The organism is Streptomyces sp. NBC_00513, assembly GCF_041431415.1.
In the GTDB taxonomy this organism is placed as follows: Bacteria; Actinomycetota; Actinomycetes; order Streptomycetales; family Streptomycetaceae; genus Streptomyces.
Genome location: NZ_CP107845.1, coordinates 7,772,835 through 7,799,104 on the forward strand (window position 1 = coordinate 7,772,835; position 26,270 = coordinate 7,799,104).

The 26,270-nt window shown below is 70.1% G+C and carries 20 protein-coding genes; 9 read left to right on the top strand and 11 right to left on the bottom strand.

The genetic code is table 11. The features are described 5' to 3' along the window. Positions 1-18 precede the first annotated feature (18 nt). The 3 genes from OHA84_RS35085 to OHA84_RS35095 form a co-directional block, all read right to left on the bottom strand. The gene (locus OHA84_RS35085; RefSeq protein ID WP_266967617.1) at positions 19-3,255 is read right to left on the bottom strand and encodes a tetratricopeptide repeat protein; all 3,237 of its coding nucleotides are present in this window, start codon (positions 3,253-3,255) and stop codon (positions 19-21) included. A gap of 31 nt (positions 3,256-3,286) precedes the next feature. After that, positions 3,287-3,718 (bottom strand): hypothetical protein, encoded by a 432-nt coding sequence (locus tag OHA84_RS35090; RefSeq protein ID WP_266967615.1) that lies wholly within the window; start codon positions 3,716-3,718, stop codon positions 3,287-3,289. 1,645 nt (positions 3,719-5,363) lie between these two features. Further along, complete coding sequence (locus OHA84_RS35095) at positions 5,364-6,791, bottom strand: alpha/beta hydrolase family protein (protein WP_371591617.1); 1,428 nt, start codon at positions 6,789-6,791, stop codon at positions 5,364-5,366. 595 nt (positions 6,792-7,386) lie between these two features. Here OHA84_RS35095 and OHA84_RS35100 point away from each other — a divergent pair. After that, positions 7,387-7,923: a ferrous iron transport protein A gene (locus OHA84_RS35100; protein WP_371591544.1), complete on the top strand. Its 537-nt coding sequence runs from the start codon at positions 7,387-7,389 to the stop codon at positions 7,921-7,923. On the opposite strand, the gene OHA84_RS35105 is transcribed toward OHA84_RS35100, so the two are convergent. After that, the gene (locus OHA84_RS35105; RefSeq protein WP_266967610.1) at positions 7,920-8,192 is read right to left on the bottom strand and encodes a hypothetical protein; all 273 of its coding nucleotides are present in this window, start codon (positions 8,190-8,192) and stop codon (positions 7,920-7,922) included. The genes OHA84_RS35100 and OHA84_RS35105 overlap by 4 nt on opposite strands. Before the next feature lie 524 nt (positions 8,193-8,716). On the opposite strand from OHA84_RS35105, the gene OHA84_RS35110 reads away from it, so the two are divergent. The 3 genes from OHA84_RS35110 to OHA84_RS35120 all read left to right on the top strand — a co-directional run bounded on the left by OHA84_RS35110 (position 8,717) and on the right by OHA84_RS35120 (position 11,741). Beyond that, positions 8,717-10,225 (top strand): DUF4246 domain-containing protein, encoded by a 1,509-nt coding sequence (locus OHA84_RS35110; protein WP_266967608.1) that lies wholly within the window; start codon positions 8,717-8,719, stop codon positions 10,223-10,225. Between the two features lie 308 nt (positions 10,226-10,533). Further along, positions 10,534-11,178 (top strand): dihydrofolate reductase family protein, encoded by a 645-nt coding sequence (locus tag OHA84_RS35115; RefSeq protein ID WP_266967606.1) that lies wholly within the window; start codon positions 10,534-10,536, stop codon positions 11,176-11,178. Positions 11,179-11,408: 230 nt separating this feature from the next. Continuing rightward, positions 11,409-11,741 (top strand): hypothetical protein, encoded by a 333-nt coding sequence (locus tag OHA84_RS35120; RefSeq protein ID WP_266967605.1) that lies wholly within the window; start codon positions 11,409-11,411, stop codon positions 11,739-11,741. A 216-nt stretch (positions 11,742-11,957) separates the two neighbouring features. Here OHA84_RS35120 and OHA84_RS35125 read toward each other — a convergent pair whose 3' ends face one another. After that, a complete protein-coding gene (locus tag OHA84_RS35125; protein WP_266967604.1) occupies positions 11,958-12,311 on the bottom strand; it encodes a RidA family protein in 354 nt (117 codons plus the stop codon). A 371-nt stretch (positions 12,312-12,682) separates the two neighbouring features. Between OHA84_RS35125 and OHA84_RS35130 the strand changes: the two genes are divergently transcribed. From OHA84_RS35130 to OHA84_RS35140, 3 genes are all read left to right on the top strand, one after another. Continuing rightward, positions 12,683-13,207 carry a SigE family RNA polymerase sigma factor gene (locus OHA84_RS35130; protein WP_266967602.1) on the top strand — a complete coding sequence of 175 codons (525 nt, stop codon included), beginning with the start codon at positions 12,683-12,685 and terminating at the stop codon, positions 13,205-13,207. Between the two features lie 106 nt (positions 13,208-13,313). Then, positions 13,314-14,780, top strand: coding sequence for a hypothetical protein (locus OHA84_RS35135; protein ID WP_266967601.1), 1,467 nt, complete (start codon positions 13,314-13,316; stop codon positions 14,778-14,780). A 96-nt stretch (positions 14,781-14,876) separates the two neighbouring features. Further along, positions 14,877-15,500: a TetR-like C-terminal domain-containing protein gene (locus OHA84_RS35140; RefSeq protein ID WP_266967599.1), complete on the top strand. Its 624-nt coding sequence runs from the start codon at positions 14,877-14,879 to the stop codon at positions 15,498-15,500. Positions 15,501-15,680: 180 nt separating this feature from the next. On the opposite strand, the gene OHA84_RS35145 is transcribed toward OHA84_RS35140, so the two are convergent. Further along, positions 15,681-16,049 (bottom strand): hypothetical protein, encoded by a 369-nt coding sequence (locus OHA84_RS35145; RefSeq protein ID WP_266967597.1) that lies wholly within the window; start codon positions 16,047-16,049, stop codon positions 15,681-15,683. Positions 16,050-16,116: 67 nt separating this feature from the next. Further along, on the bottom strand, positions 16,117-17,544 hold the full coding sequence (locus OHA84_RS35150; RefSeq protein WP_266967596.1) for an MFS transporter: 1,428 nt from the start codon (positions 17,542-17,544) through the stop codon (positions 16,117-16,119). Between the two features lie 738 nt (positions 17,545-18,282). Here OHA84_RS35150 and OHA84_RS35155 point away from each other — a divergent pair. After that, positions 18,283-19,074: a hypothetical protein gene (locus OHA84_RS35155; RefSeq protein ID WP_266967595.1), complete on the top strand. Its 792-nt coding sequence runs from the start codon at positions 18,283-18,285 to the stop codon at positions 19,072-19,074. 101 nt (positions 19,075-19,175) lie between these two features. On the opposite strand, the gene OHA84_RS35160 is transcribed toward OHA84_RS35155, so the two are convergent. From OHA84_RS35160 to OHA84_RS35170, 3 genes are all read right to left on the bottom strand, one after another. Further along, a complete protein-coding gene (locus tag OHA84_RS35160) occupies positions 19,176-20,378 on the bottom strand; it encodes a VWA-like domain-containing protein (RefSeq protein ID WP_266973809.1) in 1,203 nt (400 codons plus the stop codon). A 116-nt stretch (positions 20,379-20,494) separates the two neighbouring features. After that, entirely contained in the window at positions 20,495-21,769 is a 1,275-nt protein-coding gene (locus tag OHA84_RS35165; protein ID WP_266967593.1) for a MoxR family ATPase, read from the bottom strand. Between the two features lie 250 nt (positions 21,770-22,019). Beyond that, positions 22,020-23,459 (bottom strand): hypothetical protein, encoded by a 1,440-nt coding sequence (locus OHA84_RS35170; protein WP_266967591.1) that lies wholly within the window; start codon positions 23,457-23,459, stop codon positions 22,020-22,022. Between the two features lie 307 nt (positions 23,460-23,766). Between OHA84_RS35170 and OHA84_RS35175 the strand changes: the two genes are divergently transcribed. Continuing rightward, positions 23,767-24,414 carry a hypothetical protein gene (locus OHA84_RS35175; RefSeq protein ID WP_266967589.1) on the top strand — a complete coding sequence of 216 codons (648 nt, stop codon included), beginning with the start codon at positions 23,767-23,769 and terminating at the stop codon, positions 24,412-24,414. A gap of 1,137 nt (positions 24,415-25,551) precedes the next feature. Here the strand turns inward: OHA84_RS35175 and OHA84_RS35180 are convergent. Beyond that, positions 25,552-26,208: a VCBS repeat-containing protein gene (locus OHA84_RS35180; protein ID WP_266967587.1), complete on the bottom strand. Its 657-nt coding sequence runs from the start codon at positions 26,206-26,208 to the stop codon at positions 25,552-25,554. Between the last annotated feature and the right edge of the window lie 62 nt (positions 26,209-26,270).

The following is a 26,270-nucleotide window of genomic DNA, read 5'->3' on the forward strand; positions in this document are numbered from 1 at the left end:
ACCCGGTGCCACGGGAGGTCAGGTCCGAGAGGGCCCGGGACTCTCTTCCATCCTGGCGATCCGGCGCAGGTTCTCCGCCGCGGGAATGCATTTGTTCCGTGCTGAGCGGCTGTACCAGAGCACGGCCTCCCTCATCCGCCCCTGCTCCTCGTACAGGGTGCCGAGGTTGTTCATGGCCATGAACCCCTGGGCGTCACCAAGGTCGTCGAAGATCTCGATCGCCTCGTGCAGTGCGGCCTCGGCCTCCTCATGGCGGGCGGTCCCGCCCAGCGGAGCGGCGATCTGCATCAGGGCCTGCGCTTCGCCTTCGCGTTCGTCGAGCGCACGATAGAGGCGCAGCGCCGACTCGCATGCGGCGAGAGCCCGGGCGTGTTTCCCCTGACTGGCCAGGCATGCACCCAGGTTGTTCGCGGCCACCGCGACGAAATGCTCTTCGTGCACAGACTCGAAGAGTCGCCCCGCCTCTTCCAAAAGCGCCTCGGCCCGCGCGGCCTCGTCCCGCAGGAGCCGCAACATGCCGAAGCTGAGGAGCGTCCGGGCACGGTAGGCGGTGAGATCCGGCCGAGTGCTGACGCCCGTCGCCGTCGCCATCGCCGGATCCGGCGGGTCACGGTGTTCCGGTGGTGAGAACAGTGTCAGCGCCTCGGTGTGGATCGTGAGTCCATCCAGGGCCGTACGCGCCGCCCTCAGCGTCGTGGCGTAGTTGCTGACCGCGACGTGGGGCGGTTCGTTCTCGTCCTCGGCAAAGAGCCGTGCGGCCCGATGGCCGGCCCGAATGGATTCGCGCAGCCTTCCTGACGCACGCAGCTGCTCCGCCAGCAGAAGTTGAACGCCCGCCTCCCGTCGGGTGTCGCCACCTGCGGCGTAGGCGTCCGCCGCTTCACGCGAGGCGGTCAGAGCGTCGTCAGGCCTGCTCATCCTGCCGTACGCCACGGCGATGCGAGAGAGCATCCGCCCACGAGCGACCTGGTTGTCCAGCTCGGCGAACATGGTCTCGGCCTGCCGGTACAACTCCACGGCCCGACGACGATTGTCCCTGGCGTCGTAACACAGACCCAGTTCTCCCAGGAGTTCCGCCTCCAACGAGCGCTCGTTGGTGCGGTGGAAGAACGCGGTCGCCTTCCGGAGCGCCTCGGTAGCGGCCTTGTAGTCGCCCTTGTGCCGCAGAGACCTGCCGAGCTGGGCGGTGGCGACCGCCGCGGCGTGGGCGTCTCCGACTTCGTCGAACACCGCGATGGCGCGTCTGCAGGTCACGATCTCGTCGTCCTGGTGGAGCGTCGCGTCGCGACCGTCTTGACTGTCCTCGTCCTCCTCGTCCTCCTGGCCGAAGGACATGGCGGCGAGATTCGTCAGTGCCCCCGCCTCGTGCCGGACGTCTCCCTGGTTCCGGAAGACGGCGATAGCCCGGCGAAGCATGGTCCGAGCCTCCCCCTCCCGGCCCATTCGGGCCAGGCAGGTCGCCCAGTTGACGTCCACCTCTGCCGCGGACCGGACGTCGCCGCTTCGGGAGAAGAGCGCTGCGGTCGCCGCGAACTGCTCGTACGCCTCGTCCAGCCGGTGTTCCTCCATCATGACCAGACCGGTGGCATTCGAGGCGTTCGCCTCACCGACCAGGTTGTCCGCCGCCCGGTGCAGGTCGGCGGCGAGCTCCAGGACGGGCAGTGCCTCACCGTTGCGGCCCGCGGCGGTGAGCGCCTGGCCCAGATTGAGTGTCGCGTGGGCGAGACCCTCCCCGCCGATCTTCTTCGCGGCTCGCCACCCTGCCTGCGCGGTGAGGACCCATTCGTCGAGGTGGCGACGCAGCTCGAAGAAGCTCGACAGCCGCAGGGCGAGCCCAAGCACGAACTCCCACTGCTCCTGCTCGGCCGCCCGCACGGTCGACGCCACCAGATTCGGCAACTCGGATTCCAGCCAGCCGATGGCCTCCGCCCGGGCAGGGAAGAGCCCAGTGCCCGACTTCGCCCCGGCGATGCTCGCTTGGGCTTCCCGCACGTTGAAGGCGTAGAAGACGAGCAGCCGGCCGGCCGCGCGTCCGCGTCCGTCCGCTTCCCTGTCCTCCCAGCCGCGCTCGTTCGCGTAGATCCGCAACAAGTCGTGCATCCGCCACCTGCCGTACTCCGACCCGGACTCCACCAGGTGCGCGCGGTGCAGAGCCTCCAGGAGGCGGCGAGTGACATGCTCACGGGCGTCCAGCAGCGCTGCCGCCGTCCGCACCGCCACGTCCGGACCCGTGTTGAGCGGTAACAGGCGAAAGAGCAGGGCCTGCTGGGCGTCGAGCCGTCGATAGGAGAGATGGAATGCTGCTCGTACCGCCACCTCTTCCCGTTCCAACTCGTCCAACCGCTCCTCGCGTGCCTCCGCGAGGTCGCGGGCCATCGCGGCGAGGGGCTTCTCGGGCTGGTCGGCGAGCAGCGCGGTGACGATCTGCAGGGCGAGCGGCAGAAACCCGCACAACCGGGCAATCTCGGCAGCATGCTCGGGCGCGGTGGCGACGCGGGTATCCGACGCGCCGTTCGAGGCCATCAGCCCCTTCTCCAACAGTGCGATCGCCTCGTGCGGTTGGAGTACCGGCAGTCGGTGCACACGCGCACCGGGGACGCCGAGCGCGTGCCGGGACGTGATCAGTACGGCGCCGCCATCGGGAGGGAGCAGGAACCGTACGCCCTCGACGGTCGCCGCGTTGTCGAGGACAACCAGCAGGCGGCGGCCGGCGTCGGCATAGGCACGCAGGATCGTCGTGTAGATCCGGGCGCGTTCCTGCACGTCGGAGGGTACCTGCTCAGCCGGCACGCCAAGGGCGCGCAGGAAGCCGACCAGGGCCTGCTCGGGCGGCACGCAACGCTCGGGGTCGTAACCGAGCAGGTCCACGAAGAGGACACCGCCGGGGAACCAGCCCTGGTGGCGCAGCGCGCGGGTGGCTACCTGGAGGACCAGTTCGGTCTTGCCGACGCCAGGCATGCCCGTGACGACGCGGGCGGCATGACCGTCCGCCTCGTCCGCCTGATTCGGGTCCAAGGCCTCCACGAGGTCGTCGAGGAGGGTGCCGCGCCCACTGAACATCGGTGCGGGGGAGGGGAGTCCGTTCAGGGCTGGTGCGGTGCGCTCCGGCACTTTGAGGACGAGGTCGCGACCCACATTGCCGACGGCGATGAGGTCTCCCACCAATAGGTTGTGGGAGAACTCCTGGTTGATGTCGCGGAGAGCGAGGGCGGCATCAGGCCCGAAGGGGACTGAGGTCCCGGGTGCGGTACGCATCGCGCCCGGGACCGGCCGCGTGCCCTCAGCCTCAGGGTTTGCGGCCGATGATGACGTCACGGCCGGCCGTTCCGACAACGTTCGCGTCGCCCGAGATCGTGTTGTGAGAGAGGGTCTGGGTCACCCGAGCCGCCCGTCCCTCCGGCAGCGAGGCCCGAGCCAGCGAGACCAGCTCCTCCAACTCGCCCCTGGCTTCCGGGTACTCATCCAGGAAGTCCTGGAGTCGCGTCTCCCACTGCCCGGTCGCCCGCGCGACAACGGCCGCCCCGTCGGCTTCGGAGGCTCCTTCGACCTCGGCGGCGGTCTCGTCGAGCCGCTCCAGCGCACGCTGCTCCCGTTCAGCGTTGCCGCGCCCGAGGATGCGGGCCAGCGTGTCCCTGGTGCTTTGCCACGCCTGCCCTGCCATTGACTCCGTGAAGGTCGTGGCACCCGCCAGTGCGAGCACAGCCACCCATTCCAGCATGTCGTCCTCCCCCCGGCGCCCTTGCCGAGCGCCTGCCTGGATCTGGCTTCAGCGTAGGGGACGACGGCTTGCCGATGCGGCTGATTCGGCAACCCAGCCCCCGAGGTGCCAGGGAGCGGGCCAGTGGACGACGGTGGTGGTGAGGCAGTCCTCTCCGTGCAGGGGGAGGGGATCCTCGGTCCATTACCGGGGAGTGGTAGTTGTCCTCGCCCCAGCCGGTGGATCATCTCTGTTGCAGACGTCGCCGGTTCCGACTGATCCTCTACGTATTGACGATCCGACCGGGAGCGACGTGGGGCTGATTCTGTTCCCAGGTGACGGCGATACCAGCAGTCCGGACGCCGGCTGGTCTTACAGCGGCTTCGCCGCGTTCCGGCGGCAGTTGGCGCGAGCCGAGGGGTTCGATCTCGACGATATGTGGGGCTTCGGTGGGGACCGCCCATGGAGCGATGTCTCCACCTCGCTCGAACCATTCCTCGATCGCCCCGATGACGGTGGAGGCGAGTTCTCGCCTGACGTCCGCGAAGCCAGAGCTCGTCCTGACTCTTCCGCAGTCTCGGGTAGCCCATGGCCGTGCAGATCAGAGGAGTGTTCTGCCGGTCGCGCTCACTGCCGTGACAGCAGCTCCTGAGGCCCGGGCTGTCCACCAGGCTGTCGACCGTTGCGACGCCTCATCTGAGCCAAAGTTCGATGACCGGGCCGTCACCCTGTCTCCGACCAACTCCACCAAACCTCAGGGAGCTTGCCGACCATGCTGATGCGCGCGCCCCGAGAGAGCGGCTCGTGGTCGTGGAACCTGGAGGACGTTGAGCAGCCCGGTCTGGAGTTCGCACTGATGACCGCGGCGGGCATGAGTAGGTGACCGGGGGAGTGGCGGAGGACGGGGAGCAGGCGGCGCACCGGTAGCTGCGACGGACGACGCACATCGCATCGATACCGGCGAATGGCTTGCCGAGGAGGGCTGTGCCCGGCGACGTGTGGGTGGTGAATCTCGGCGAGTCGGTCTCACCGGACCACGACTCCGCGAGATCTTCCGCACCGGGGTGACCGACCGCTTTCCCGACAGGTCGTCACCCGTGTGCGCGGGCTACTGTTCGCCGACGCCCTCCTCGACTCCGAAGGCGAGTTCCTGGGCGCGGTGGGGGACGGAGTGCGCCACCGTCCGCCTGGCCTTGGCGGCGATGGCGGCGGCCTTCCCGTCAGCCGGCGCGTCCCAGGACCTGCTGCCCAGCTGCGGACGCCGGCAGGTCAGTATCCGGGCTGGACTCTGCCCGGGGACTACGCGCGCCTGGCGGGGACCATCATGGTCGGCAAGCGGGAGAACGTCCGCACCGCGGTCGAGGCCCTTTACCAGCCGGAACTGGAGTCCGACAGTGCGGTCGGCACCCCTCACGGGCTGGGCCCTCCATCTCCTCGACCAGATGCTGAACCGGCTGAGGGCAACCGAGAGGACACAAGATTCCTGAGCCGGACTCGCGGAGCCAAGGCCAGAGGCGGAGACTCGCACGTACGCGAGCGAGCGGGGCGCTGGATGCTCCGCAGGCGGGCCGAACACCATTGACTACGGAGCCCTGCAGCGTCTCCCGCTCCCCGAGCCGGGTGGGGGAGGGGAACGCGGTGCTGTCGGCCGGCGGGGCACAGCTGGTCAGCGGCGGTTGTCTGGGGGATGGATGCTGAGATCGCCATAGGTCGACAGGACGCCGGCCAGATCACCGGGTTTGTGCCGCAGAGTGCTGTCCAGGAAGACGAGAGTGGTCGCGGCGACGACGTGCGGGCTCTCGGTGCGGCCCAGGGAGCCGACGATCGAGGGCACCGGCGGCAGGTACAGGGGGCCGTCCATGAAGGTGAGGTGTGCGGCGCCGGGAATGGTGAGTCGGTAACTCGTCGCGGTGTTGCGCTTGAGGGCTTCGGTGAGGTGGGGTATGTAGTGCGTGTCGGTTTCGGGGGTGATGGCCTGGGTGAGCGCGAGCGTCGGCTGGTCGAGGGAGGGGGAGGTCGGGCCGTGGGGGTAGCCGTCGAGATCGATGACGGCGTCGAATCGGCGGTCCTGCCGGGCTGCCTGCAGGGCGGCTGCGCCACCCATGGAGTGCCCGGTGACCGCGACCTGACCGGTGTCCAGGCGTCCGGCCAGTGGGCCGCCAGTCTCGCCGCGGTCCAGCTGGTCCAACTGGGTGAGGACAAAGCCGAGGTCGGCGGCCCGAACAGCCGTCCAGTCAACCGCCAGCTTGTCGTCCTTGTCCCGGTCTCCGGTGGAGGCGGTCCGGCTATGGATCGTTCGGCCGTCGTCGAGGACGACGGCGGCTGAGTCGTACGGGTGGTCGAGGGCGGCGACGACGTAGCCGTGGCCGGCCAGTTCCTCCGCCCAGGCGGTGTTCTGGGTACGTACGCCACCCGACCCGGGAGAGAACAGCACGACCGGGAACCGTTCGCCCCCACTTGCCACCGGGGCGTCGAAGACCGAATGGCTGCGGGCACGCGGCACGCCGTCGACCAGGAAGTCCGGCAAGCCGACGTTGCGGGCGAGGGCATCGGAGACGGTGCGCGACTCGTACTCCGTGCGTCCGAGGTATTGGGCCCGCCGCGCGTCCGCGGGGCTCTTCTGCGCGGGATACCAGAGCTGCACGACGACCGTGCGCCGGTCGTTCGGATCGTCGGTGAAGCTCTCGGGGCGGCGTGGGTCGGTCCACTGCACCACGCGGGTGCCGACCGCGAAACGGCCCGACGGCTCGGGGAACTCGGGTACAGGAAAGGCCCAGGCGGCTACCGGACTCGTGGCAATGAGGCCGACGCAGGCCACCGACCCCGGCAACGCCAGCCACCATCGGGCCCGCCACGCCGGCCGGCCCGTACGGCGTCGCAGCAGGGGAGAGAGGGCGAACGGCAACGCGAGGGCAGCGCCTGCCAGTACCGGCAGCATCTGCCAGCGGATCCCCACCACACCCAGCACGATCGTGGACAGCACGAGAACCGCCGACGACACGATCGTGACGCGTGGGCGGGCAGCGGGCGGAAGCCAGCGCGCCACCACCAACGCGACGGCACACAGCGAGGCAAGAAGTTCCAGAGGGGACATGTACAGCCCTGTGATGGTCTCGGTCACCTGGCCATCCTCAGGGCGGGCCACGTGATGTCACATCAACCCTTGGTCGCCTGCGCATGCGACCGGAGTCGCAATCCGAGGCAGGTTTCAGGTGCGACCAGAGTCGCACCCGGACGATTGGCCTGTGCGGCGGAGTCGCCATCGAGCACGCCGGATGAACGGCCGCTTGGCGATGAGGGCCCGTTCGGTGTGGGCGCGGAGGTCGGCTTCGGCGGGCCGGGCCGGGTTCGTCCTCGGGCATCCACCGGCGCGTCCACGGGTGGGCGGCGGCTCGGGTGACGCTCGTTCCGGGGACCAGGTGTGCGACCGGACGACCGGGGACGACGACCACGTTCGACCGGCAGCCGGAATTCCTTCTGCCCCGGCTGGGCATGGGGTTGTATGGCTCCAACACGCTTGCTGCCAGGCCTGGTTGGCCCGGCACCTGCGTGCATGTTCGTTCGTCACGAGGTAGAGGGAGTAGTCGATGAGTGAAGAATCCCCGGCACCGCCGGAAACCGGAGCGCCTCCCCTGGCACCTCCCCGGTCAGGCCGCCGGATCGCGGAATGGGCTGCGCTGATCTCCGCGGTGACCGCGGTCATCGGACTCCTGCTGGGGTTCTTCGGTCTGCCCACGATCGTGAACTCGCCCACGGCCAGGACCGTCCGGGAGACCGTCACCGCGACGCCTCCGCCCGCGAGCCCAGCACCGGCCGCCGGTCCGCCCGAGACTCCATCACCGACGGCCCCCGTGGAACCCATTCGCAAGAAGGACATCCACATGACCATCCGCTACTACCTGTCGTTCTCGATGGATCCCGTCACACCCCGTGAAGGAGAAGGAGACTTCAACTTCTTCGCCCTCGGGGACGGAGAGATCAACTCGACCGGAGGCACAGTCGTACGACTGGACCCCGGCCAACAGGGCTCGTTGGACGTCTGCACCACCGACACCCGCTACGTCAGGCGCCTCGAGGTAGCCGAGCTGACGCCGGGAACCCAACTCTGTGTCGTCAACAAGGCCAACGTGGGACTCATCGAGATCCGGGCTCTTCCCGACCCCAAGGCCCCCAGCTCCTATCTGACGTTCGACGCCACGATCTGGCGCCAGGCGATCCGCTCCTAGGCCTTCCGTTTCAGCCGCGCCAGGGAGAGCGCCTTTCGGGCTGACAGTGCGAGGAAGATCAGAGCGGCGCCGCCCACCACGGCTGCCATGAACATGTGCGCGCCGCCGTCGACATCGTTCTCGGCGGCAACGGTCTGCGGATCGTCGGCGCGATATCGGACGGTGAGTCGAGTGCCGGCCGGATTCTTCCCGCCACCGCTACCCGCCGGTGGATCGGCCACCACGGTGCGGCCATCGACCTCGAACCGGACCTTGCACCTTCCCAGCACGCATGTACCCCCCGAGTGCAGGGTGGCGTGAGCCCGCACACCGTCTCGCAAGGAGCGCAGGTGCTGGGTCTGGGGGAAGCCGGCATCCCGGAGCCGTCCCCATTGCCTGCTCTCAGCAGCGAAGGACGGCGGAGCGGCCTCGGGGCGAGCCGAGCGTCGGCCGACGAGGAAGTCGGACGGGCGCAGGGAGTGCCGGTGAAGCCCGGCACGGTCGATGGCGGTGTCGGCGCTTGACCTCAGTCATCAGATCCGGGCGGGCCAGAACGACGTCCAGGACGCCAGAACGACGTCCAGGACGCCAGAACGACGTCCAGGACGTCGCGGGCCCCACACGCCGCCGAGAGAACGCGCACCAGTCCGCGGCTCCTCGCGCTCCTCGTCCCTTGGACGAGCACGATCCGTACCATGCGCGACTACCCGGACCCGTGGCTCCCGGACCAGTGATGACAGGGACCACGCCTGCGGTGTCAGTCCGCTGAAGTATCCTTCCCGCCACCGCACACCGACTGCAAGGAACAAGAGAATTGACCGGCCTGTCTGCTTTCCCGCTGCCCTTTCAAACTTCCCGTTCCATATCGTTCGCGACACCCCGAACACTGCGTGAACTTCAGATGATGCAGTGCAGCGCGCTCATTCGGGCGAAGCCGGGGTGGTTCGACAAGATGAACGATGCCCACATCGTCTCCAGGTGGACGCAGGAAGCGATGGCTCAGGGCCTCACCGAAGCGCAGGTCCGATACGTGCTGGCCGAACTCCAGCACTACGCCGCGCTGCGGGACGGACGAACCGGCGTCGAGGTGTCCGCCGTCGACGGCGTGTGGCAGTCGGACACACTGGTCGACGACAAGCTCAGGTCCCGGCTGCGCGAGGCGGTCCGGGTGCTGGAGCAGGTCCCCGAAACAGAGCGGGATTGGCACCCCGGATCCGACGGCCAGGTGCTGGATCTGGTTCATCCCTCACTGTTCTGCCTGGTGAGAGAGGTGAGCGGTGTGCCCGAGCGGGCTTGGCAGAACCCGACGGACCGCTACTCGAGGTACGAATTCTCGGAGAAGTTCCAGTGGCTGCCCACGGACGTCGACGTCAGTGACGACGGCGATGTCGCCTTCCGCTCGTACATCAACAACGTCCACCCCGAGACGCATCGCGAACTCGCCACCGTCCTACCGGACGTGTTCGCGCGCCTGCGCCCGCTGCTGGAGAACGTGCTCACGGATCTGCGCCACCCGCGGCCCTTGCGGATCGAGGCCGATCCCTACGGGTGGTACGACTCGGAGCCGGAGTATCCGAACAAGACCTCCTACAGTGATGATGAAGCCTTCGCAGAGGCCCGCCGTGCATGGGAAGCGGCCCACGGTGAATGGTGGGAGAACCGCCGGCCGGTCATCCCGGACGCCCCGGCCTTCACCCCGCCCGAGTTGCCCGATGAATCCGTCCGAGTCGACCTGCGCGGCCGCCGTCTCCAGGTCATCGTCAAGCTCGCCACCATTCATCTCACCCCGGACAAGCCTGAGTACGCCGGTGGTTCCTGGCATGTCGAGGGGATGTTGAACGAGCGGATCGTCTCCACCGGGATCTACTACTGGGACAGCGAGAACATCACCGAAAGTCGGCTGGGTTTCCGGGCGGCCCTCGACGACCCGGACTACGAACAGAACGACGACAACGGCGTGCGTGAGGTCTACGGCCTGGAGAACGAAGACGGCCTGAACCAGATGCTGGGATCGGCGTCGACCCCAGCCGGCCGCTGCCTGGCGTTCCCCAACATCCTGCAACACCGCGTCGGCTCATTCCGGCTGGCGGACTCCACCCGCCCGGGACATCGCAAAATTCTGGCGTTCTTCCTGGTCGACCCGTCGGATCAGATCGTTTCGACATCCGACGTGCCACCGCAACAACCCTGGTCCGATACCTCGACCATGACGCTTGAGCAGGCCCAGAACTACCGCGAACAACTGATGCGAGAGCGCAAGTTCTTCGTCGACGAACACAATGAGCAGCTCTACGAGCGGGAATTCTCCCTCTGTGAACACTGAACACTGAACACTGAGCCCCTTCCCTCATGAATACGTGAAGGTCAGGAGGGTGTGGACGGCCGGGACGATGGCGCCCATGCGGGGCATGGAGCAACTGGCGCGCCCGCGGCCGGGCAGCTCGCCACCCGCACCATGCTGTTGAGGTGCCTTCAGAGCGTCTCCGCGCCGCGGAACGTCTTGAGCGCATGGGGGCGCCGTCAGCGGGGCATCGGGAAAGCGGGAAGCCGGCTTCTGGGCGCGGCGATGAGTCTGAGGGCTTTCGTCGGTCTATCTCTTGACGGAGACATTCGACTCATCGGGAGCAAGCCATGGGCCTCATCCACATCGAGATGTTCGCGACCCTCGACCTCGTCGGGCAGGCGCCCGGCGGCCCCGACGAGGACCCCGTGGGGTTCCCGTTCGGCGGCTGGCAGGCGCCCCTGCTGGACGAGGTCGCCGGGGCACAGGTCGGTGCCGCGTACGAAGGTACGGACGCCCTGCTGCTCGGCCGGCGGACGTACGACATCTTCGCCGCCTACTGGCCTCACCAGAAGGGTGGTGAGGACAATGAGATCGCCACGCTCTTCAACAGTGTCCCGAAGTACGTGGCTTCCCGAGGCCGGCCCGACCTCTCGTGGGCCGGGTCCACACAGCTGGGCCCGGACCTCGCCGCCGCGGTACGTGAGATCCGGGGACGGCACCGGCACGTGAAGGTCGTCGGGAGCCTGAATCTCGTGCAGAGCCTCCTGCGCGAGAAGCTGTTCGACCGTCTCGACCTCTGGGTGCATCCGATCGTGCTCGGCGTGGGCAAGAAGGTGTTCGACGATGGCGCGGTTCCCACCAACGTCACCCTCCTCGCACCCCCGGCAGCGAGCCCCAAGGGCACCGTGTACCTGCGTTACGGCATCGCCGACGGAACGCCCGCGACGGGAGACATGAGCGCACCCGATCGCGGTGTCGAAAGCGGAGAGTAAGGCACCCTGCGCATGGTCGGTTCAGCCTGGACGTTCGCCTCCCGCGCATGGTTTTTGCCCGCGCGTTGCCCGCGCAACGGTGTTGCCTCACGCGTCCCCTTGCCGAGGCGGTCGAACTCGTCGACGATGCTCCAAGGCCTCAGGCCGGCCGGATTTCACCCGGCCCCGGTCGGAGCGGTCACAGACAAGGGGAGACAGTGACGAAGCGCAGGATCTCAAGAAGGCACCCCATGAGGGTGGCATTCGTACCCCTCTTCGTGCTCACCGGCCTACTGCTCGGCCCTGCAGTGGTGTCGGCAGCGGCGACTGCGCCGACGGTGCGGCAGGCACCCGTCACCGTCGCGCTCCCACAGGGCGGTCTCTCTGCCGGTGCGGGCGCGATGACCGCGGTCCAGGCGCCGAAGAGCGCCCCCGTACTGGCCACAACCGGGAACAAGAAGGCAAAGAAGAGCAAGAAGAAGGGTGGGTTCTTCAAGAAACTTCTGATCGTCGTCATCATCGTCATCGTGCTGCTCGTGGTCGTCTACGGGGTTCGCCGGGCCCTGCGCCGCAGGTCCTCCTAGGCCACGGGGTCGGACCTCCCGACAGAGACAGGTCCGCCGTTCGAGGCCATCGAGGCCATCGAGCCCGTCGATCAGGCCTTCGGGAGGTCCCGATCGCAGCCGTTGGCGCAGGCGGAGCGGCCGGTGGCACGGGCATGACGCGATCACCACCGATCCGGCCGCCCGCCTGCTGCGCGTGCCGCCTCCGACAGGTCTGCCGGAGGCGGCGAGGTCGCGTCACCCGACGGCGGTCCCCTCAAGTTCGACCATCAAGGTTGGCATGGCCAGCCGTTCCACCCCGAGCATCGTCATGGACGGTGTGACTCCGGCGGCGCTCAGCCGCGACTTCAGCACGTCGTGATGCTCGAACAGCCGATCGACATCGATGGTATAGACATTCAGCCGGACGAGGTTCGCGAGTGACATGCCGGCCTCGCCGAGCACGGTTTCCAGGTTGTCGAGGCTCAGAGCCAGCTGCGCCCCCATGTCACCGTCGTGCTGGGGCTTGCCATCGCCGCCCATCGAGGTCTGCCCGGCGCAGTACAGGGTTCGGGCCTGCCCGGAGACGATCTCACCCTGGCTGTACCCCATCTCCAATGACCACGCCCACGGGTTGACTCCTGTTCGCTCTACCGCCACAACAGCTCCATTCGATTCATCGAGAGTGGCACGCCCATCGTCACCGGCTCGGTGGCCACCGTCTGCGACGACGTGTTGTTGAGCCTCCCCGCAGATGACGACACCCTTGGTCGTATATTCGATTGATTCATTTGTATGCGCGCCGACCGGTTGGCCTCACCCGCTCCGCTGTTGCGCCGACGCGATCGGTGTCGAAGCGAGGGGGTTCGCGTCCACTTCCACAGCCTGGACGTCTGTGTTCCGCCAATTTCCTTCATGCGGGGTGAAACATTCCCCCACCCCCGCCGCGTCAATGAGGTGAGTCGGATGCGAGGGGGACGGGGATGCGGCAAGTGCGCAGGGAGGGGTTCCGCGAGTTCGCGGAGGGCCGGGCGGGAAGTCTGTACCGGTCGGCCTGTCTGCTGGCGAGTGGGGATACCCATCTCGCCGAGGACCTCGTGCAGGAGACCCTGGGTCGGATGTACCTGATCTGGGGGAGGACTCCCCGCATCGACAATCCGGCGGCGTACGCGCAGTCGGTGCTGGTGCGGGAGTTCCTCAAGCACAAACGTCGTCGCTCCGCGGGAGAACGGCCCTTCGCCGTCCCGACCGAGTCGGTCGGAACGGCGGTGATCCCGGTCACGGGGGCCGATCCCGTCCTGCGGCTGACCCTGTTGGAGGCGCTCGGCCGCCTGGCCCCCAAGGATCGGGCGGTGCTCGTGCTGCGGTACTGGGAGGACCGCAGTGTCGAGGAGACCGCCGAGGCCATGAACGTCAGCTCGGCTGCGGTGCGCACGCGCAGTTCCCGGGCGCTCGCCCGCCTTCGCGCGGAACTGGGGGGCAGCCTCGGTGTCTTCGTGGCCACCTGAGCCCGGCGGCCCGTGCTTCCCACTGCCCCGTCCCTCACTCCCGTCAGTCCGTCGCCGGGTCACACGCCGGCGCGTTTCCCCACCACCACCCGGAAGGTGACTCGGCATGCCCTTTGAAGATGAACTCGGTGCGGCCCTGCGGCGCACGGGAGACGGATTCGTCCCCGGCCGCCCGGACCTGGTGGCCGCCGGCGAACGGCGCGGACGCCGGCTGGTGGCCCGCCGTCGGGCCGCCGTCGTCGGCGGTTCGGCGCTGGCCTTGGCCGTCGTCGGCTCCGCCGGAGCCTACGGAGGCGGCCTGCTCGGTATCGGCACCGGAAGTGACGGCATGGCGCGCGTCGCTGCCCCCGTCCCCACCACCCAGACGGCCGTCGCCTCCACCCCGCCGACCACGCAGCCGGCCAGTGGGTTGAGCCCGGCCCGACTGATCGAGATCTACCGGCAGTTGCTGCCGGGCGGCCGGGTGAGCGACACCAGGGCCAACGTGCCGGGCGGCGCCGACCAGTCGCCGAACGCGATGGTGGCCGGCGTGTACGACGACGGCAAGGGCCGCGCGGCGATCTCCGTCGGCCTCGCCCGCACCGACCCGCACGGTCAGGCGGCCGAGGACATGCTGAAGTGCCCCGATCGCAAGCTCGTACCCTACGACTCCTGCACCGTCGAGACGCTGCCGGACGGCGGCAGACTGAACCTCTTCCAGGGCTACGAGTACCCGGACAAGCGCGAGCCCACAAAGCTCTGGCGAGCCATCCTGGTCACTCGTGAGGGCTATCAGGTCGACGTGTCGGAGTGGAACGCTTCCGCCGAGAAGGGGCAGCCCGTCAGTCGACCCAACCCGCCTTTGAACAAGGTGGAGTTGAAGTCCTTCACCACCTCGGCGCTGTGGCGCCAGGTCCTGAGCCGGCTGCCCGCTCCCCAACAGGCGCCGGAGGGAACGGGCGCCGCGGAGGGGAACACGGGCAACGGGGCGAGCCCCGGCGCCTCCGCGGGCGCCGGCAGCGATACCGGCACGGGAGACACCACCGGAACGACCACCGACAAGGGCAAGGGCAAGGCCGGCGCCACCCCGGGCGCTCCGCAGCCGTCCGGGGGAACGGGCCAGACGCCTCACCAGGGAGGCACGGATCAGGGGGACTCGGGTCAGGGCGGCACGGGCCACAGGGGCACGGTAGGGGTGCTGGAGTCCTTGGTGCCGAAGTCCGGGATCACGATCCTGCGCAGGTCCGGACAGCCCGGCTACGGCGCCCTCGTGCTCGACGACGGCAAGGGCGCCTCGCTGGTCCAGGTCAATGTCCAGGAGGACATGGGCGAGGCCCTCAAGGACCGCATGGAGGGCGCGGGCGTCGTCGTCCTGCCCGACGGCACCAGGGTGCTGGCGGAGCAGAAGGCGGGCGAGAAGGGCGGCTCGGGCGTGGTCTGGTGGAGCATCGACACACTGCGCCCGGACGGGCGCCGGGTGGTCGTGTCGGCCTTCAACACCGGCGACCAGTCGAAGGCGGCGACCAGGGCCAAGCCCATCCTGACGATGGAGCAGATCAAGGCCATCGCCCTCGACCCGAAGTGGTTCGGCTGACGGCTCGCGCGGATTCCCGCCAGGCGTCCGACCTTGTGCGGCCGCCCCCGTGCGGCGGCTCACTTGGCGCCGACGCGGCCCGTCACGACCGCGGTCGTGACGGGGAAGCGGATCGAGGTCTGGCCGAAGCGCCCCGGGCCGCCGCCCGGTCGGGGGCGGCCCGGATGGCCGCGGCGGCGGCCCCTCAGCCTCCTCGGCGGGGCGGCGGCAGGTCATGCAGGGCTGAGCTTCGAAGCACTCGCCCGCCGGGCAGGCGTAGGCAAGCACACGCTCTACCGGCGCCGGCCGTCCCAATCGGCCCTGCTCCTCGACGCGCTCAACAGCGTCTGGACCAAGGGCTTGGACTACCGCGACACCGGCGATGTCCGCGCCGACCTGCGCGAGCAGTTCCTCCGCTCGGCCTCCGCCCTCTCCGAGCCTCCGATCGGTCCCCTCTACCGCGCGGTCATCGCCGAGGCGCAAGCTGACTCGGCACTCCGGGCAACCCTGCACGAGCGCTTCCTGCGCACGATGGAGCAGAGCACGCTCGCCCGCATCACCCTCGCCCGCATCACCCTTGCCCAGCGAACCGGCGAGCTGGACCCGGACGCGGACCTGACGTACGCCGCCGAAGTACTGTGCGGGACGTTGTACTACCGCCGGCTCGTGACGGACCTCCCCATCGACGAGTACGCGGTGGACGGCCTGCCGAAGATGTTCCTGGCCGCGGACGCCAGGTAGCCGTAGACCGCCGGCGGACACCCGCACGGCATCCGCAGAGCACCGATCTGACGGCCCACACGCGCCATCACATCAACACCGTCGCCGCTGAACCCGACGGCCGCGCGCGCAAGTCGCTCGGTTGGGAAACACCTGCCGCGCGTCCGCGTGAGCTGAGAGCTCCCCTGGACTGGTCTTCGACTACCTGGGATCGTCGGTTTCCCAGGGATGGGCGAAGAGGCCGGGCTTCATGCCCCATGCCGTGAGCAGGGTGCTCAGCTCAGGCTGGTCGGGGGCGTCGGCGGACGCGATGAGGGTTGCGCCGAGGTCGTGGTCGAAGCCATCCATGTGCTCGAGGTCGTACTCCCAGTGCTCCAGCCGAAAGCTTCGTTCAGTGTCGCTGCGAACCCATCCCTCGTCCCGGGCCTGGACGTCAGGCTCGCCCTGCGCGGGACGGATGTCCACGAACGCGCGGCGATCGGGTCGCGATGCCGGGACTTCCGCAACCAGCGTCCCCCCGAGTCCGAGCGCGGTCAGTTTGTCCGTCGGCCTGTCCGCCCCGTCATTCATGGGACGCATTCTGTTCGACGCCTGGTGCTGCGATTCGCCCTCGTCGTGTCCGAGATGGAAGGCGTGGTCACGGTGTGTCAGGTGACCCTGTGTCGGGTTCGGGGGTTGCTTTCGGGTGGGCGCGCGGGAGCAGGGCGGCGGCTGCCAGCCCACCCACACCGACGACCGCGAGGGCGGCCATCGCTGTCGCGTACGCGCCGGTGCTGAGCCCCGATACCAGGATCGTTCCCGCCACGGCTGTCCCCAGGGAGGAGCCGAGGTTGGAGACGCTGCGCGACAGTCCTGAGATCTCGCCCTGCAGGGACTCGGGGAAGCGGGACTGGACCATGTTCACCGACGGGGTGAGCATGACTCCCAGACCCAGTCCGATCAGCAGGAGTCCGGGGGCGAACGCCCAGGGACTGGGGGTTCCGGCGACCAGGGCGAGGAGCACGCCGACGCCGGTGATGGTCATGGCGAAGCCGGCCATGATCAGGGTGCGCTGGGCGCGTCGGCGGGCCAGCTTCTCCGCGGCCAGGGAGGAGGCGAGGATGCCGAGAGTGGCGGCGGTGAAGATCACGCCGGTCTGGATCGCGTCGTAGCCCCGGACGACCTGCAGGTAGGCGGCGACGGTGAACGAAACGCCCATGAGCATCAGCCACTGGGTGTTCTGGGTGATCAACCCCAGGTTGGACGTGCGGTCGCGGAACAGCGCGGTCGACAGCAAGGCCTCACGGCCCGCGCGTTCCCGCCCCCGTACCCAGGCGAAGAAGCCCGCCAACACCAGCGCCCCGGCCAGCAGCAGGCCCAGCGCCAGAGCGCCGCTGTCGTCGACGGCCAGGATGCCGGTGACCAACAGCACGAGTCCTGCCGCCGACAGGACGGCCCCCACGGTGTCGAAGGGGCGTCCGGGGTCGGGAGGCAGCGGATCGTCGATCCCGCGGCACAACACCAAGATCACCACGACCACCAGTGCCTGGAACACGAACGCCGCCCGCCAGCTGATCGCAGTCGTGATCAGTCCACCGATCAGCGGACCCGCGGCCGCGCCGATCCCGCCCATCGCCATGATCACCCCGAACGCGCGCGCCCGGGCCGCCGTACCGGTGAACAGCAGTGTCGTCAGGATGTAGACCGGCGGGATCAGCAGGGCCGTGCCCACACCCTCCAGGATCGAGTTCCCGATGATCAGCACACCCAGATGCGGCGCCACCGCGCTGAGCATCGCCCCCAGCCCGTACACGACGAGTCCCGCCATCAGGCAGCGCTTGCGGCCCCACTTGTCGGTGAGCTTCCCGCCCGGGATCATGAGCGCGGCCATCACCAGCAGGAAGATCGTGATCGCGACCTGCACGCCCTGCACCGTGGTGTCCAGGTCCTCGCTGATGTCATTGATCATCACGTTCATGTTCGAACCCGCGAAGCTGCAGATGAACTGTGCCAACGCCAGCGGTGCCAGAATCCGCCGCCTGCCTGGCACACCTCCCGCAGCCCCGGAATCAGCCGCTCCAGTCATACCCGCCGTCCCGCCCGTCTGCCCATGGCCCGAGGTGTCTCACACCGACACCCGAGATCTCACGTGCCGGCAAGCGCAGCCACGACCGTCCCACGAACCACCGCCATCACGGCCGAAGGCGCGCAGCACCTGACCCAGGCAGGCTCGGGAGGGCCACCGCGACCGGCCTTCATGCCGCTGGTCTCGCTGCGCACCGGCTGCGGCGGACGCCTGCGAGGTCGACGACTACGCCAGGACCCAGGTCATCCTGCGCTCCGGGACGAAGGTATCCGCATACCCCGGTGCGCAGCCGGGCCGGAACCCTGTGGCAGTTGCCGACGGTACGGCCTCACGTCGACCCTTGTGCCGAGCCCATCACGCCGGGAGAACCAGGTGTGCCGGCCCGACGAGTCGGTGAACCGGTGGCCGGCCGGTCGCGGTGAGCCGGACGGATCCCCGGTCGGGTCGGTCTCCGGCTCGGTCGGCTCCGGCGTCTCCGGCGTCTCGGGTACAAGGACTCACGGCCGTTGCCGGTGCCGGGCGATGTTCCGCTCGGCACCGCAGGGCTCGTACGGCATCTCCTCGAACTGCCGCGTCGGTCCGGCCGATCATCCGCTCCGCCATGGGGATCAATTGCCACAGGCATACGCGCGTACTGGCCGGTTCCGCCTCTGAGAGTCCCTACCGTGGCGTGCACGACGCAGGCTCGGCCCAGGTGTCCGTCCTGCCCTCCATGTACCGACCACGAAAGGAGTGAGCGTGAACGCTCGCTTCGGCATGAAGCGGAAAGTCGTGCTTGGGGTAACGGCGCTGATCGCGATCACTGCCGGGGTTGTCCCGGCCTCCGCCCTGACCGGCGGAGGTCAGGGAAGCTCGCACCACTGGGGCGTCATCACCCGCAACACGATCGGCTCTCCCGTCGCTGCTCTCAGGGACGGCCCGTACGGATCGTTCGGTGTCACGGGGACCGCCGCGAGGCCGCCCTACGGACGAGGCAGCCTCGGAATCGAGGTCGCGGATCGCTCCACTTCCCTCACTCCGCCCAGTGAGAAGGTCAGCTTCGGCAACGAGGTCGACTTCTACGGGAAGCCGATCCTTGGCGTCCAGGGTCTGAACCAGGTCGGTTTCCACGTCTTCCAGACCGGCGAGAACGTCTCTTACGGCGGCCCGACGAACATGCCGAACGTGACGTTCGAGATCAATCCGAACCTCACCGCGGCGCCGGCCACCACCTACTCGTCGTTGGTATGGCTGCCGCCGGCCTCCCCGGTGACGAACCGCTGGAGTGGCTACCTGGACGCCACCACGACCGGTACCTGGTTCCTCACGGGCAACGCGGGCACCGTGACCGGCTGCGGCCTGGCGACCCCGTGCACCTTCGCGCAGCTGAAGAGCGCGCTCAACGACGGCGGCGCACAGCCGACCCTCTACACCGCTGCGGTCGGCAAGGGCCGCGACAACATGTGGATCGGCGCTGTCGACGGCCTGCGGATCAACGGGACCATCTACGACTTCGAGGCTGACGGAGTCAGGACGCGTCGTGCCATCTGAGTTCTGACCAGCGGGCGTTGTCGTCCGCAGTCGTGAGGCTGCGGACGACGCCATCCTCACCTCCATCCGCGAGGGGAGTGAACCTGCGCCGGCGGCCTCGCTCAGCCGATGTGGACGACGCGGGCCCACGCGGGCGGAGCGTCAGGGATGTAGTCGGGATTCTTCTCGTTCACGGTGCGGGGACGGGGGAAGAGGCCGACGACCGTGCGGCAGGATGGCTGCGCGGAGGGCCAGGGCGTCTGTCCGTCCGTCAGGGCGACGATCACGTCCGGGCGGGGGCGGGAGCGGAGCGCACGGGCGAAGCCGGACCGCAGGTCCGTACCGCCGCCGCCGATCAGTTCGAGGTTCTCTGCCCGGCACAGCGGTACGGCGACGCCCGCCGCCGCGTCGCAGGAGATCACCGACACCAGGTCGCGCCGCCCGCCCACCGCCCGCGAGATCGCCGCCACCTCCAGCAGCGCGCCGCCCAGCTCGGCGTCGCTCACCGACCCGGAGGTGTCGATCACGACGCAGACCCGGGGCGGCATCCGGCGCAGGCTCGGCAGCACGATGCCGGGGACGCCGGCGGAGCGGCGGGACGGACGCCGGTAGCTGTGGTCCTCGCCCGACCCCGGCGCACCCGCGGCCGCGCGGAGTGCCGCGCCGAGCAACTGCCGCCACGGTTGCGGAGGGTGGAAGGCCTCGTCCGCCCAGCGCCGCCACCCTTCCGGAGCGTCCCCGGGCCGGCCGGTGATCGCCTCAGCCACCCGGAAGCGCACCGCGTCGCGCTGCTGCCGGCTCAGGCCGTGTGATCCTTCGGGCCCCAACTCCCAGGGCCGGGCGTGCCCGTCGGCGCCGCTGCCGCAGTCCAGCCAGGCCAGCCGTGGTGTGCGGCCCGCCATCGAGAACCCCCGCAGGTACTCCTCCATGAGCAGCCCGTCGGGCAGGCCCAGCGTCGCCGGGAGCACCGCCCCCGCCGGCATCGGCAGGCCATCGCCGTAGATGTCGTCGTTGATCTCGAAGTCGGCCGCGACGTTCTGCCGCAGCCGCTGCCCCGGCCCTTGGTCCCCGTGCTCCCGGGCGTACCGCGCGCCGCGTTCGTGGTGGTCCCGCAGCAGGTGGGAGACCTCGTGCACCCAGACGCCCGCCAGCTCTTCCAGCGGAGTGCGCGACACGAAGGACGGGGAGACGTAGCAGCGCCAGTAGGCGTCCACCGCCATGGTCGGCACCGACCGGTCCTCCACCACGTGGAGCGCGAAGAGCGCGCCGGCGAGGTACGGTCGGACGGCGACCGCGTACAGCCGCGCTGCCAGCAACTTGTCCATGTCGAGCGGGACCACGGGGCCTGATGGTGCCCCGGGAACCGCGGCTTGCACCGTCCGTGGCGGCGGGGGCGGGGACATGGGGCGCGGCAGCGGGCGCGGCTGCTTCACGGCCCCGCTCATCGGCGCCCACCCACCGCGCTCTTGGCGCCGGCGGCCGCCGCGGTACGGGCCACCGAGTCCTCCGCCCGCCGGGCGAGACCGACCACCGCAGCGAGGCGCTCCACCGTCTCCGGGACCTCCCAGCCGTCGCGCCGCAGCGCGGCCAGCGCCTTCGCCGGGGCGACCAGCAGATCCGGTGCGCCGGTCTCCAACGCCCTGACCAGAACCGCCCAGCCTGCCTCCCAGCGCTCCCGCTCCGGGCGCGCCCCGACGGCGGCGACCACCGCTTCCAGCGTGGCCTGGCGCAGGTCGCCGCGCTCGGGCAGTTCGGCGGCTGCCGGGTCGGCGAGCAGCGAATCCGGGTCCGGGAGCTCCATGCGGTCGATGTGGGCGAGCAGTTCGAGGCCGGGTCCGTCCCCTACCGCGCCTCGGACCAGCATCGCCAGCACGTCCCGGGAGACGGAAGCCGCCGTGCCGAAGGCGAGCAGGGTCATCGCGGCCTCCCAGCTGCGAGGCGAGGGCCAGGCACCACCACGCTTCGTCTCGGTGGTCGGCAGCCGGTGGATCAGGGTCGGCCGGGCGTTCAGGAAGCCGCAGACCGCGCGGCGGGCGAACGCCACCGCCTCCGGCAGTCCCGCCGGGTCGAGCCGGGGCAGTTCCGCGCGCGGCCATACCCCACCGAGGCCGCGCACCACCACGTCCCGGTCTTGCACCCAGTACAGGTGCACGAAGCGGTTCGCCAGCGGCGGGCTCAGCTCCCATCCGTCCGCGGCCGACGCACGCGGATTGGCCGCGGCCACGATCCGTACGCCGGGCGGCAGTTGCAGCGTGCCGACCTTCCGCTCCAAGACGACCCGTAGCAGTGCGGCCTGGACGGCAGGGGTGGCGGTGGACAGTTCGTCGAAGAAGAGCAGCCCTCGCCCGGCGCTCGCCAGCTCGACGGCCCACTGCGGCGGGGCCATGGGCACGCCGTTCGCCGCCGGGTCCTCGCCCACGATGGGCAGCCCGGAGAAGTCGGTCGGCTCGTGGACGCTGGCGATCACGGTCGTCAACGGCAGATCGAAGGAGGCGGCGAGCTGGGTCAGCGCGGCCGTCTTGCCGATGCCGGGCTCGCCCCAGAGCAGTACGGGCAAGTCGGCCGCGACGGCCAGGGTGAGCGCCTCCAGTTGCTCGTCGGGGCGCGGCTCGGTCGTGGTCGTCCGCAGGAGGGTCAGGAGGTCTCCGGCGAGGGAGAGCTGTGTGCGGCCGGCCGGGAGCGGCACGGGCACGGAGAGGTTGGTGTTCGAGGTCATGGGCATCACCTGGGTGTGATCGGGGACGGGGGGCCGTCCTGGATGTCGTCGTCGTTCAGCGGCGCGCGACGGCTTGGGCGCCGTGCGTTCGTCACGTGCGGTCGGCGCGCGGTACCCGCATGGGGTCACGTCCAGCCGCCGGTGTGGGGGCCGGGCCGGACCGTTGCAGGTGTGAGTCGGGTACGGGGAGGTCGGACGAGGTCGTGCGGCCGATCGGGCCCGCGGGCGCGGGCGCTGCGGAGCCTCGGCTCTACAGGCCGGTCCGGGGTCGGGTACGGCTGCCCCGCTTGCGGCGCAACTCCTGCGGCAGACGGCGGTCGAGCCGTGGCCGGTACCCCGGGTCCCCCGTCGCAGCCGCGGCGGGATGCACCGGTACCAGCCCCGAGCGGAAGAGCCCGTGGCCGAGGCGGCCGGCCACAGCCGCTTCCAGCGCTTCCCGCAGGGGTCCTTCACGCAGGACGGCGCCGGGGCCGAGCAGCCCTTCGACCACGGCCAGGGCCCCGGTCACGTCGCCGTGCCCGAGCCGCTCACGGACGGCGGGCAGCGCCTCGGGGCTGCGGTGCACCGTGTCGATCGCCCTCAGGCAGGGCAGTCCAGGCCCTCCGAGCGCCATGAGGAGTTCCTCACGGGCCAGTTGGGTCGGAGGATGGTCGACCGCGGTCAGCGTCCCGTTTCGCAGCGCAATCCGGTGGACTTCGCCCAGGCACTCGACCCGATGCGGATCCGTGGCCCGGGGGGCCGGGTCGTCCGCCGGCCTTCCGGGGCCGGGCTCCGCCGCCGGACCGGAGGCGGAGCCCACGGCTACGGGAAGCGTGGACAGCGCGGCCGCGACCAACGGGTGCAGCCGTTCGGCGGGGAGCAGGCCGGCCCGCAGCAGCTCCAGGTCCGGATGCCTCCGGGCAGCTGCTTCCGGAAGCAGCGGGAGCGCCGCGATCTGCTGCGGCGGCAGCGTCTCCCGTACCGGCCGAAGGACCGGGGCATGGCTGTCGTCGGGGGCGACGAGTTCGAGCACGGAGTGGCTGCGCGCACCGAGCCGCACGGTGAGGGCTCCGCGAGGACGGCCCTCGGCCCGCAGGAGCAGTTCCGCCTCGTGGGCCCAGTGGCCGGGCGGCCACGAGGGATCACGGCTTGCGGTTCGGTACGGCGCGTCCGCGCCGCATCTCTGTGCCAGCTCGGCGCTGCGCGTGGCGTCCCAGAGGTGGCGGTGCAGGTCGAGACGGAAACGCCGGTCGGGGTGGGGGTGCGGATGGTGCTCCGGTGCGCTGTCCCGCGAATCCTCCCAGAGCGCCAGGGACATCCGCTGGCCTGCGTCCGCCCAGGCGGGCGGCGTCCGCACGACGAGCTGTGGTGCCGCGGGGCCTCGGGCGCCGTAGCGGGCGAGCGAAAGGGTGAGACCGGGCCGGAGCCGCCCGTCGGGGGCGATCCGGGGCATGTTCCAGCGCAGCAGTTCCGGCGCCAGTCGGCGCAGATCGGCCCGGATGCGGGTGGCGAGGTCAGTGCCGTGGCTGTCGCGGACGGCGCGCAGATCGAGATCGACATCAATCCGGGCGACGGCGCAGGCCCCGGCCCAGTCACCGGCCGCACGGCGCGCGGTCGCGTTCTCGATCATGGACGGTGGCACGGCGTAGTCGCGTACGCGCTGCCACATCAGCAGGCGGGCGGGAATCGGTTCCACGAAGTGAGCTGCCATCAGCACTCACCTTGCGTGGACGATTCCCCCAATCCGAAGGAGGGGAAGTTGTTCATCACCGGCATCATAAGCATCCGTCGGATGATCTGTCAGCCATAAAACGTGAGGCCTCAGGGCTGTGGCCGGCGTCGGCACGGTGGGCCCTCATGCCCCTGGTCCGCGGCATACCGGTCCCTGGGCAGGGCCGCGTCCAGGGCCGTACGGAGGCATGGGCGGGGCAGAGGAGGAGGTGTCCGGCCGCTCGACCGAGCCTGAGGGGATGCGGAGGGCCTCCCGGCCCGCCAGGGGCGCCGTCTAGCCTGTCCCGATGGGACTCGACATCACCGTGCTCATGGTCGACTGGGAGCACCTGGCGCGGATACCGCCGGACGACAGGGTGAACGTACTGGGCGATGCCGCCTGCCCCGACTTCTGCTGCGAAGCGTGCGAGGACGCCGACTACGCCGTGACGGGCGGCTGGGTGTGGCAGCGGCAGGTGACTTGGTGCGCCGAGTACCGGTTCCACGGAACCACCGGTTCCTACGGCTGGCACCCCCGATTGGGCAATGCCTGGCAGGACGTCCGGACCTCGATGGCACCCGAACTACGAGACGCCCTGGACCACTTCCTGCGCGGCCTGTTCTGGGACGACCCGGACGACCTCACTGGGACGGACCCCACGGCCCCCGCGGAGGAGGAACGGCCCGCCGCGCGCGGCTTCCCCGACGACCCCGCTCCGTGGCGCCCCCGGGTGCTCCTGCTCAGCGCCCCCGACGAGGTGTCGGAGCTGGTCCGCTCCTGGCAGGTGGCCGCGACCCGGCTGGAGGAACTGCGCGGGCCCTTCGAAGCCGAGGCCGCCGGCTGGGCGGGCCGGCCCGCCGGCTTCGACGCCGCCGCGGCGCTGTTGCGCGAATGGGGCGACGTGGCCACGGAGGCCGGCGCCCGCGGATGGGGCCTGGTCGGACTCCCCTTCTAGACCGCTCCACGTCGTCACGCACCACGACACTCGGCGCATCGGCCGGCACGAGATCACCGCCCGCGGCGACGGCCTCAATCTCACCAACTCCACCGGCCCGGCGACCTCGACCACCAGCCGGCTGCGCCCATACCCGCAGGACCCTCGCGCCGACCCGTTCGACCAACGCACCTCCGTACCGGGGCCGGCACGGGGCCCGACACGCACCTGACTCCTATCCGCCATCTGCCTTGCCGGAAGCGGGCTGGTGGGCTTCCTTCGTGGCCGGGTGTCCATCGCGCAGCTCACGACGCAGCGAACGAAGCGCCGCACGTTCAGCGCTGCGCCGCCGAAGCCAGGCCCGCCACCGCACGCGCGTCAGGACGAGCACGAGGACGAGCAGCACGACGGCGGAGCCGATCAGGACGGCCAGGAGCCAGGGGAAGTAGGACAGCCGGACCGTATCGCTGTCCACCGTCTTGGCAGCGCCGCCGGGGACGGTCGCGGTCACTCTGGCGGTGACCTCGCGGCGGCCGAGGGCGGGGAGCCCGGTGAACCGGCCGGTGACGGTGGCGGTGCCGCCCGGGATCACGTAGATCCCCGAGGGGGCGAGTGGCACGGTCCGAGGGGAGCCTCCCCGGATGTTCAGGACGCCGGTGAAGATGTAGAGGACGTTGCCCGTGTTGCGCACGGTCACCGTGAACTCCTCACCGCCGCCGACCGGTCGGTGCTCCAGCGTGGTGAGGGAGACCCGCAGGTCGGCGGTGCCGGGGACGGTGACCTGAACGAGACGGGCGATGCGGGTCTCGGTGTTCACCCCGCCGCTGACCGCCGGGGTCCGCAGCGCGGTGACCAGGCTGCCCGTGTAGCTGCCCGGCGGCGTTCCCTCCGGGACGGCCAGGGCGAACCTGACGGACTGGCGGCTCTTGGGCTGGACGGTGACGGTGGCCTCGGAGTCCGGCTTCAGCCAGGCCCCCACGGCCGTCATCCTCTGGCCTTCCTGGGCGGGAGCCAGACCACCCCCGACGGCGTTGGAGACATCCGCCGCGTAGACATGGAAGACCCGTACCTGATCACTCTGGTTGTAGATGACCGCCGAGTCCTCGATCCGGGAACCGGCCTTCAGCGCGTAGCCGAAGTGCCCGCCGGTCAGCGTCGTCAGGCCGTACAGCCCGGCCTGGACGCCGAAAGGCGCGTCCGAAGCGGATGGCGCGCCGGTCGGAGAGGGAGAGGGCGCTGCCCGCGCGCCCGGCGCCATGCCGAGCACGAGGCCCGTGAGCATGAGGCTCCACAGGGCGGGGAGGCGTGCCCGGAGGGTGGTGGCGGCGCCGGCGCGAAGTAGGAGGTGGCTGGAGCGAACCCGCCCTTGCCGTCGCCGAGCAGCTCGACGATGCTGCCCATGCTCTCCGTGCCGTGCTGGGTGGGCCGCCCGGTGGTGGCCGCGGCGACGACCGCGTCCAGCCTGCCGTCGCCGTTGAGGTCGGCGAGGGCGACAGCCGTGGGGTAGGTGCCGGTGTCGAGGCCGAACGAGACACCAGGGCCAAAGCCCCCCTTGCCGTCGCCTAGAGCGGCGACCAAGGTGTTCGATCCCCGGACCGGGGTGACGAGGTCCGCCTTGCCGTCGCCGTTCAGGTCACCGAGCGCGGGCGCGGTGCCCTTCCCGGAACCGGCCGGCAGCGGGACGGCGCTCGCCCCGGCGAACGAGACGGTCGGATCCGGTGCCGCCTGGGCCGCCGGGGCCAGGCACAGCCCGGCCACGAGCGCGGCGGCGGAACCGAGCACGAGCCCGGCTCTGCGTGGTGCGGAAATCTTCAACGTACCTACCCCTTGAGGAAGTTGAGGCACGCCGACGGGAGGAATCGACCTGCGGTGCAATG

Coding starts and splice junctions, on each gene's coding strand:
- OHA84_RS35085 (WP_266967617.1), bottom strand. CDS start 3,255: ATGCGTACCGCACCCGGGACCTCAGTCCCCTTCGGGCCTGATGCCGCC.
- OHA84_RS35090 (WP_266967615.1), bottom strand. CDS start 3,718: ATGCTGGAATGGGTGGCTGTGCTCGCACTGGCGGGTGCCACGACCTTC.
- OHA84_RS35095 (WP_371591617.1), bottom strand. CDS start 6,791: ATGTCCCCTCTGGAACTTCTTGCCTCGCTGTGTGCCGTCGCGTTGGTG.
- OHA84_RS35115 (WP_266967606.1), top strand. CDS start 10,534: ATGGGCCTCATCCACATCGAGATGTTCGCGACCCTCGACCTCGTCGGG.
- OHA84_RS35120 (WP_266967605.1), top strand. CDS start 11,409: ATGAGGGTGGCATTCGTACCCCTCTTCGTGCTCACCGGCCTACTGCTC.
- OHA84_RS35125 (WP_266967604.1), bottom strand. CDS start 12,311: ATGGGGTACAGCCAGGGTGAGATCGTCTCCGGGCAGGCCCGAACCCTG.
- OHA84_RS35130 (WP_266967602.1), top strand. CDS start 12,683: ATGCGGCAAGTGCGCAGGGAGGGGTTCCGCGAGTTCGCGGAGGGCCGG.
- OHA84_RS35135 (WP_266967601.1), top strand. CDS start 13,314: ATGCCCTTTGAAGATGAACTCGGTGCGGCCCTGCGGCGCACGGGAGAC.
- OHA84_RS35145 (WP_266967597.1), bottom strand. CDS start 16,049: ATGAATGACGGGGCGGACAGGCCGACGGACAAACTGACCGCGCTCGGA.
- OHA84_RS35150 (WP_266967596.1), bottom strand. CDS start 17,544: ATGACTGGAGCGGCTGATTCCGGGGCTGCGGGAGGTGTGCCAGGCAGG.
- OHA84_RS35160 (WP_266973809.1), bottom strand. CDS start 20,378: ATGGACAAGTTGCTGGCAGCGCGGCTGTACGCGGTCGCCGTCCGACCG.
- OHA84_RS35165 (WP_266967593.1), bottom strand. CDS start 21,769: ATGACCTCGAACACCAACCTCTCCGTGCCCGTGCCGCTCCCGGCCGGC.
- OHA84_RS35170 (WP_266967591.1), bottom strand. CDS start 23,459: ATGGCAGCTCACTTCGTGGAACCGATTCCCGCCCGCCTGCTGATGTGG.
- OHA84_RS35175 (WP_266967589.1), top strand. CDS start 23,767: ATGGGACTCGACATCACCGTGCTCATGGTCGACTGGGAGCACCTGGCG.